Source organism: Streptomyces sp. NPDC001941 (assembly GCF_040296945.1).
Lineage (GTDB): Bacteria > Actinomycetota > Actinomycetes > Streptomycetales > Streptomycetaceae > Streptomyces.
On sequence record NZ_JBEOYE010000037.1, the window covers coordinates 79,762 to 86,519 of the forward strand.

The window sequence follows — 6,758 nt, forward strand, 5'->3', positions numbered from 1 at the left end:
CGCCCCTCCCCTCCCGCTCCCCTCCCGGGTGAATCCGCTACGTCAGTTGACGCAGCGACGGCTGCCCTGCCGGGGTGGTCCGGGCGAAGGTGACCCCCGTCGTCCCCGCCCCGCCCTGGAGCCGCCGTGCCACCGGTCAAGTCCTCGCGTCCGACCGTCCCCGCCGCCCGGCGGCCCTACCCGCCGCCCGTGCCGCCCCTGCTGCGGCGGGCGGCGCCCGCGCTGCTCGGCTACCTCGCGGTGCGGCTCACCGGCCTGCTGGTGCTCGCCCGCTGGGCGCACCTGAAGGGGCACGGGATCTGGCCGACCCTGGCCACCTCCTGGGACTCGGGCTGGTACCTGGGCATCGCCGACCACGGGTACGAGCAGGAGCTCGGCACCCGCATGGACCACAACAACCTGGCGTTCTTCCCGCTGTACCCGCTGCTGATCAAGGCGGTCGCGGCGGTGACGCCGGGCTCGCGCGCCTCGGTCGGGCTGGTCCTGGCCGTGCTGTTCTCGCTGGTGGCGGCGTGCGGGGTGTACGCGGTCGGGGAGCGGCTGCACGACCGTAGGACCGGGACCGCGCTGGCGCTGCTGTGGGGGGCGACGCCGGTCGCGGTGGTGCAGTGGATGGGCTACACCGAGTCGCTGTTCACCGCGCTGGCCGCCTGGTCGCTGTACGCGGTGCTGGGCGGGCGGTGGGCCTGGGCGGCGTCGCTGTCGGTGCTGGCCGGCCTGACCCGCCCGACCGGGGTCGCGCTGGCCGCGGCGGTGACGGCGGCGGGCCTGGTGGCCTTCGCCCGCACCCGCGCACGCGCCCCGCTGACCGCCGCGCTGGCGGCGCCGCTGGGGTGGCTGGCGTACGTGGCGTGGGTGGGGGCGCGGGTGGGCCGCTGGGACGGCTACTTCGCGGTGCAGCGGCTGTGGCGCAACGAGTGGGACGGCGGCGCGGACACGCTGCGGGAGATGCGCCGGTTCCTGGCGTACGAGAAGCACCCGATGCTGTTCCTGGTGGCCGTCTCGGTGGTCCTGCTCGTCTCGGCCGGGCTCTACCTGCTCTGCCTGGCCGACCGCCAGCCGCTCGCGCTGCTGGTGTTCTCCGGGGTGCTGCTGCTGGTGGTGCTGGGCAGCGGCGGCGTCTACTTCCCCCGCGCCCGCTTCCTGCTCCCCGGCTTCCCCCTGCTGCTCCCCCTGGCCCGCGCCACGGCCCGCGCCCGCCCCCACGTGACGGCCCTGCTCCTGCTCTCCGCCACCCTGACCTCGGCCTGGCTGGGCGCCTACATGCTCCTGGTGTGGCCGGGCCCGCCGTGAGCCGATACCGGGCGGTTCAGCCCGTGGCGAGGAGGACCACGAGGACGAGCAGGCCCGCCAGGGCCGGGGCCAGGACCTCGTAGGCCCAGCGCACCTGGGGCTCGCCCTGGGCGGTCGGGCGGGAGGCGGAGCGCTCGGCCAGGGCGCGCAGGTCGGTGACGGTCTGGTCGGCGGGCGCCGTGCGGGAATTGGAGTCGGTGACGCGCGCGTGGACCGTGGTGCGGCCGTACGGGTCATCCAGCGCCTTCGCGGACTGGCGGCGGGCGGCGCGCTTGCGCTGGCGCAGCGAGACCGGGACGGCCCACAGCTGGTACTTGGCGCCGTCCTGGGTGAAGACCTCGCTGGAGTAGGAGGCGCGCACGTCGGCGACGGCGCCCCAGGGCAGCACGATGCTGCGGAACGGGTTGCGGATGCGCAGCCGGTCGTCGTTGGCGTGCACCGCGGGCCTGATCGTGAAGGCGACCACCAGCGGCACCGCGAACAGCAGCGCGGCCAGTGCCAGCCAGGGGGTGCGGCCCTCGCCGCGCACCAGCGCGTCCCCGCCGATCCAGGCGCCGAGCGCCAGCAGCAGCACGCCGCCCGCGATGCCGAAGGGCGAGCGGAAGACGCGGTCGGCGTAGGCGGGCTCGGTGGGCTCGGCGGGCTGGCGGGGGCTGCTCGTCATGGAGCCGATTCTGCCTCACCCGCGCACGCGTACGACGGGGACGTGAGCCAGACGACACGGCTCACCGGGAGCGGCCGATCAGGACGGCGGGGCCGACACCCGGGCGTGGCGCCGCGCGGACGACGGAGCGTGAGCGGGCTGCTCCGGCCCGGGGGTGTACAGGCCGCTACGCGCGTAGATATGCTCCCCTGGTGACCATGCCCACCACCCTCACCGCATTCGCTGACGTGACGGCGTCCGACAGCACACTGCGCCGCTTCCTCCACGGGCTGCCCGGCGTGGACGCCGTCGGCCTCGAAGCGCGCGCCGCGTCCCTCGGCACCCGCTCGATCAAGACGACCGCCAAGGCGTACGCCATCGACTTGGCCATCTCGATGATCGACCTGACGACGCTGGAAGGCGCGGACACCCCGGGCAAGGTCCGGGCGCTCGCCGCCAAGGCCGTCCACCCCGACCCGACCGACCGCACCAGCCCGACGACCGCCGCGGTCTGCGTCTACCCCGACATGGTGGCCACCGCCAAGGCCGCCCTCGCGGGCTCGGACGTCAAGGTCGCCTCCGTGGCCACCGCCTTCCCGGCGGGCCGCGCCGCGCTGGACGTGAAGCTCGCGGACACCCGCGACGCCGTCGCCGCGGGCGCGGACGAGATCGACATGGTGATCGACCGGGGCGCGTTCCTGGCCGGGGACTACCTGAAGGTCTACGAGGAGATCCGGGCCGTGAAGGAGGCCTCGGGCGCCGCCCGGCTGAAGGTCATCTTCGAGACCGGCGAGCTCTCCACGTACGACAACATCCGCCGCGCGTCCTGGCTCGGGATGATCGCGGGCGCCGACTTCATCAAGACCTCCACCGGCAAGGTCGCGGTCAACGCCACCCCGGCCAACACGCTGCTGATGCTCCAGGCCGTGCGCGACTTCCGCGAGGCCACCGGGGTGCAGGTCGGCGTGAAGCCCGCGGGCGGCATCCGCTCCACCAAGGACGCGGTGAAGTTCCTGGTCCTGGTCAACGAGACCGTGGGCGAGGACTGGCTGGACAACCACTGGTTCCGGTTCGGCGCCTCCAGCCTGCTGAACGACCTGCTGATGCAGCGTCAGAAGCTGGCCACCGGACGCTACTCCGGTCCCGACTACGTGACGGTGGACTGAGGCAGACATGGCATTCGAATACGCACCCGCTCCCGAGTCGCGCTCCGTCGTCGACATCGCCCCGTCCTACGGCCTGTTCATCGACGGCGAGTTCACCGAGGCGGCCGACGGCAAGGTCTTCAAGACCGTCTCCCCGTCCACCGAGGAGGTGCTCTCCGAGGTCGCCCGGGCCGGCGCCGAGGACGTGGACCGCGCGGTCGCGGCGGCCCGCAAGGCGTTCGAGAAGTGGTCGGCGCTGCCCGGCTCCGAGCGCGCCAAGTACCTGTTCCGCATCGCCCGGATCATCCAGGAGCGCAGCCGCGAGCTGGCCGTCCTGGAGACCCTGGACAACGGCAAGCCGATCAAGGAGACCCGCGACGCGGACCTCCCGCTGGTCGCCGCGCACTTCTTCTACTACGCGGGCTGGGCCGACAAGCTGGAGCACGCCGGCTTCGGCGCGGACCCGCGTCCGCTGGGCGTGGCCGGCCAGGTCATCCCGTGGAACTTCCCGCTGCTGATGCTGGCGTGGAAGATCGCCCCGGCGCTGGCGGCGGGCAACACCGTCGTCCTCAAGCCCGCCGAGACGACCCCGCTGTCCGCGCTGTTCTTCGCGGACGTCTGCCGCCAGGCGGGCCTGCCCAGGGGCGTCGTCAACATCCTGCCCGGTTACGGGGACGCGGGCGCCGCGCTCGTCGCCCACGAGGGCGTGGCGAAGGTCGCCTTCACCGGCTCCACCGCCGTCGGCAAGGAGATCGCCCGCACGCTCGCGGGCACCGACAAGCGCCTCACGCTGGAACTGGGCGGCAAGGGCGCCAACATCGTCTTCGACGACGCCCCGATCGACCAGGCCGTCGAGGGCATCGTCACGGGCATCTTCTTCAACCAGGGCCAGGTGTGCTGCGCGGGCAGCCGCCTGCTGGTGCAGGAGTCGGTCCAGGACGAGGTCCTCGACGCGCTCAAGCGGCGGCTCTCCACGCTGCGCCTGGGCGACCCGCTGGACAAGAACACCGACATCGGCGCGATCAACTCCGCCGAGCAGCTGGCCCGGATCACCGCACTGGCCGAGACGGGCGAGGCGGAGGGCGCCGAGCGCTGGTCGCCGGCCTGCGAACTGCCCTCCACCGGCTACTGGTTCGCCCCGACGCTGTTCACCAACGTCACCCAGGCGCACACCATCGCCCGCGACGAGATCTTCGGCCCGGTGCTGTCCGTGCTGTCGTTCCGCACGCCCGACGAGGCCGTCGCCAAGGCCAACAACAGCCAGTACGGCCTGTCCGCGGGCATCTGGACGGAGAAGGGCTCGCGCATCCTGGCGGTCGCGAACAAGCTCCGCGCCGGCGTCGTCTGGGCCAACACGTTCAACAAGTTCGACCCGACCTCGCCGTTCGGCGGTTACAAGGAGTCGGGCTTCGGCCGCGAGGGCGGTCGCCACGGCCTGGAGGCGTACCTCGATGTCCGATAAGACCGAGCAGCGACTGAGCGTTTTCAAGACCTACAAGCTGTACGTCGGGGGGAAGTTCCCCCGCTCCGAGAGCGGCCGGGTGTACGAGGTGAGCGACCACAAGGGCAACTGGCTGGCCAACGCCCCGCAGTCGTCCCGCAAGGACGCGCGCGACGCGGTCGTCGCGGCCCGCAAGGCCCAGGGCGGCTGGGCCGGCGCCACGGCCTACCTGCGCGGCCAGATCCTCTACCGCGTCGCGGAGATGCTGGAGGGCCGCCGGGAGCAGTTCGTCCGCGAGGTCGCCGAGGCCGAGGGCCTGTCCAAGTCCAAGGCGGCCGCGGTGGTGGACGCCGCGATCGACCGCTGGGTCTGGTACGCGGGCTGGACGGACAAGATCTCCCAGGTCGTGGGCGGCGCCAACCCGGTGGCGGGCCCGTTCTTCAACCTGTCCACCCCGGAGCCGACCGGCGTGGTCGCCGTGCTCGCCCCGCAGGACTCCTCGTTCCTCGGCCTGGTGTCGGTGATCGCCCCGGTGATCGCCACCGGCAACACCGCCGTGGTGGTCACCAGCGAGAAGGCCCCGCTGCCCGCGCTGTCCCTGGGAGAGGTGCTGGCCACCTCCGACCTGCCCGGCGGCGTGGTCAACCTGCTGTCCGGCGGGGCCGCGGAGATCGCCCCGTCGCTCGCCGCCCACCAGGACGTCAACGCGATCGACCTGACGGGCGCGGACGCCGGCCTGGCCCGCGACCTGGAGGTCGCGGCGGCCGACAACCTCAAGCGCGTCCTGCGTCCACAGCCTGTGGACTGGGCGGCCGACCCCGGCACCGGCCGCATGACCGCGTTCCTGGAGACCAAGACGGTCTGGCACCCGACCGGCTCGCTCGGCGCCTCCGGCTCCGCGTACTAGCCCACGCGGCAGGCCACGGGCCCCGGCCCCCGCACCAGCGCGGGGGCCGGGGCCCGTCGTCGTACCGCCGCTCAGCCCGGCAGCAGGCCCGTCGCCTTCCCGGCCAGCGGGAGGTCCGCCAGGGCCCCGCCGCGCGCCACCGGGCCGGTCACGGCCGCCGTGCTGACCGGCTTGAAGTCGGCGACCTGGGTGCCCACCGCGTTGTCCAGCGGGTCCACCCCGGTGCCCGCCAGCGGGTCCAGGCGGAGCCGCTTGGCCGGGGCGAGGCCGGCGGCCGTGGAGTGGCCCACCGCGCCGGTGAGCGGGCCGCCCGGGGTGGTGGGCAGTTCGCCGAGCGGGCTGTCCGGGCCGAGCACCGACAGCGGCTCGACCGGGGCGGCCTGCGCGGCCGCGGCGCCCGCGCCGAGCAGCGCGCCGGCGGCGCCGAGGGTGAGGCCCGCGCGCAGCAGGGCGGTCCTGGGGTGGCTGGAGGCGGCGTGACGTGCCATAGGAGTTCCGTTCTGTGCCTGGTCGTGTCCATGTCGCATGCGTAACGGTGTGCGTACGCAGAGTAGTTGAGGTGTGATGCTGGATACCAACGCGGCCCCGGAGTACTCCCCTTCCGGGGTCCATGCGTCACACTGGTGTCCCGTGAGCTCCCCACCGATACAGACCCGCGTCGTGCTGCTCGCGGGCCCCTCAGGCTCCGGAAAGTCCTCCCTCGCCGCCCTCGCCGGGCTGCCCGTGCTGCGGCTGGACGACTTCTACAAGGAGGCCGACGACCCCACGCTGCCGCTCGTCGAGGACAGCACGGACATCGACTGGGACTCTCCGCTGTCCTGGGACGGTGACGCGGCGGTCGCCGCGATCGAGGAGCTGTGCCGCACCGGCCGCACCGGCGTCCCGGTGTACGACATCGCCACCAGCTCGCGGGTGGGCAGCGAGGCGCTCGACATCGGGCGCACCCCGCTGTTCGTCGCCGAGGGCATCTTCGCGGCCGACGTCGTCGGCCGCTGCCAGGAGCGGGGCCTGCTGGCCGACGCGCTGTGCCTGCGCGGCCGCCCGTCCACCACGTTCCGCCGCCGGCTGCTGCGCGACCTGCGCGAGGGCCGCAAGTCGGTGCCGTTCCTGCTGCGCCGCGGCTGGCGCCTGATGCGCGCCGAGCGCTCCATCGTGGCCCGCCAGACCTCCCTGGGCGCCCACGCCTGCGGCAAGGAGGAGGCCCTGGGCCGCCTCGCCGCCGCCGCGGCGGGCCGCCACCGGGCCCCGGAACCGGCCTAGTACCCACGCGGACACGCACGAGGGGGGGCCGGGGGCTGGGGGGGTGCGGCGCCCCCCCCCAGGCGCGCC

At 73.9% G+C, this 6,758-nt stretch carries 7 protein-coding genes; 5 read left to right on the plus strand and 2 right to left on the minus strand.

Translation table 11 applies throughout. The features are described from left to right. Positions 1 to 126 precede the first annotated feature (126 nt). The gene (locus tag ABT160_RS24115) at positions 127 to 1,293 is read left to right on the plus strand and encodes a mannosyltransferase family protein (protein WP_502984289.1); all 1,167 of its coding nucleotides are present in this window, start codon (positions 127 to 129) and stop codon (positions 1,291 to 1,293) included. A 16-nt stretch (positions 1,294 to 1,309) separates the two neighbouring features. Here the strand turns inward: ABT160_RS24115 and ABT160_RS24120 are convergent, their stop codons facing one another. Further along, positions 1,310 to 1,957 (minus strand): PH domain-containing protein, encoded by a 648-nt coding sequence (locus tag ABT160_RS24120; RefSeq protein ID WP_351649835.1) that lies wholly within the window; start codon positions 1,955 to 1,957, stop codon positions 1,310 to 1,312. Between the two features lie 197 nt (positions 1,958 to 2,154). Between ABT160_RS24120 and deoC the strand changes: the two genes are divergently transcribed. From deoC to ABT160_RS24135, 3 genes are read left to right on the plus strand one after another with little or no spacing between them, the layout of a single operon-like run. Next, complete coding sequence (gene deoC, locus ABT160_RS24125) at positions 2,155 to 3,102, plus strand: deoxyribose-phosphate aldolase (protein WP_351649847.1); 948 nt, start codon at positions 2,155 to 2,157, stop codon at positions 3,100 to 3,102. Between the two features lie 7 nt (positions 3,103 to 3,109). Further along, a complete protein-coding gene (locus ABT160_RS24130) occupies positions 3,110 to 4,543 on the plus strand; it encodes an aldehyde dehydrogenase family protein (protein ID WP_351649836.1) in 1,434 nt (477 codons plus the stop codon). Continuing rightward, positions 4,533 to 5,429: an aldehyde dehydrogenase family protein gene (locus tag ABT160_RS24135; RefSeq protein WP_351649837.1), complete on the plus strand. Its 897-nt coding sequence runs from the start codon at positions 4,533 to 4,535 to the stop codon at positions 5,427 to 5,429. Before ABT160_RS24130 ends, ABT160_RS24135 begins: the two co-directional genes overlap by 11 nt. A gap of 71 nt (positions 5,430 to 5,500) precedes the next feature. On the opposite strand, the gene ABT160_RS24140 is transcribed toward ABT160_RS24135, so the two are convergent. Beyond that, the gene (locus tag ABT160_RS24140) at positions 5,501 to 5,917 is read right to left on the minus strand and encodes a hypothetical protein (protein ID WP_351649838.1); all 417 of its coding nucleotides are present in this window, start codon (positions 5,915 to 5,917) and stop codon (positions 5,501 to 5,503) included. Positions 5,918 to 5,993: 76 nt separating this feature from the next. Between ABT160_RS24140 and ABT160_RS24145 the strand changes: the two genes are divergently transcribed. Then, complete coding sequence (locus ABT160_RS24145) at positions 5,994 to 6,689, plus strand: uridine kinase family protein (RefSeq protein WP_351649839.1); 696 nt, start codon at positions 5,994 to 5,996, stop codon at positions 6,687 to 6,689. Positions 6,690 to 6,758: the final 69 nt, after the last annotated feature.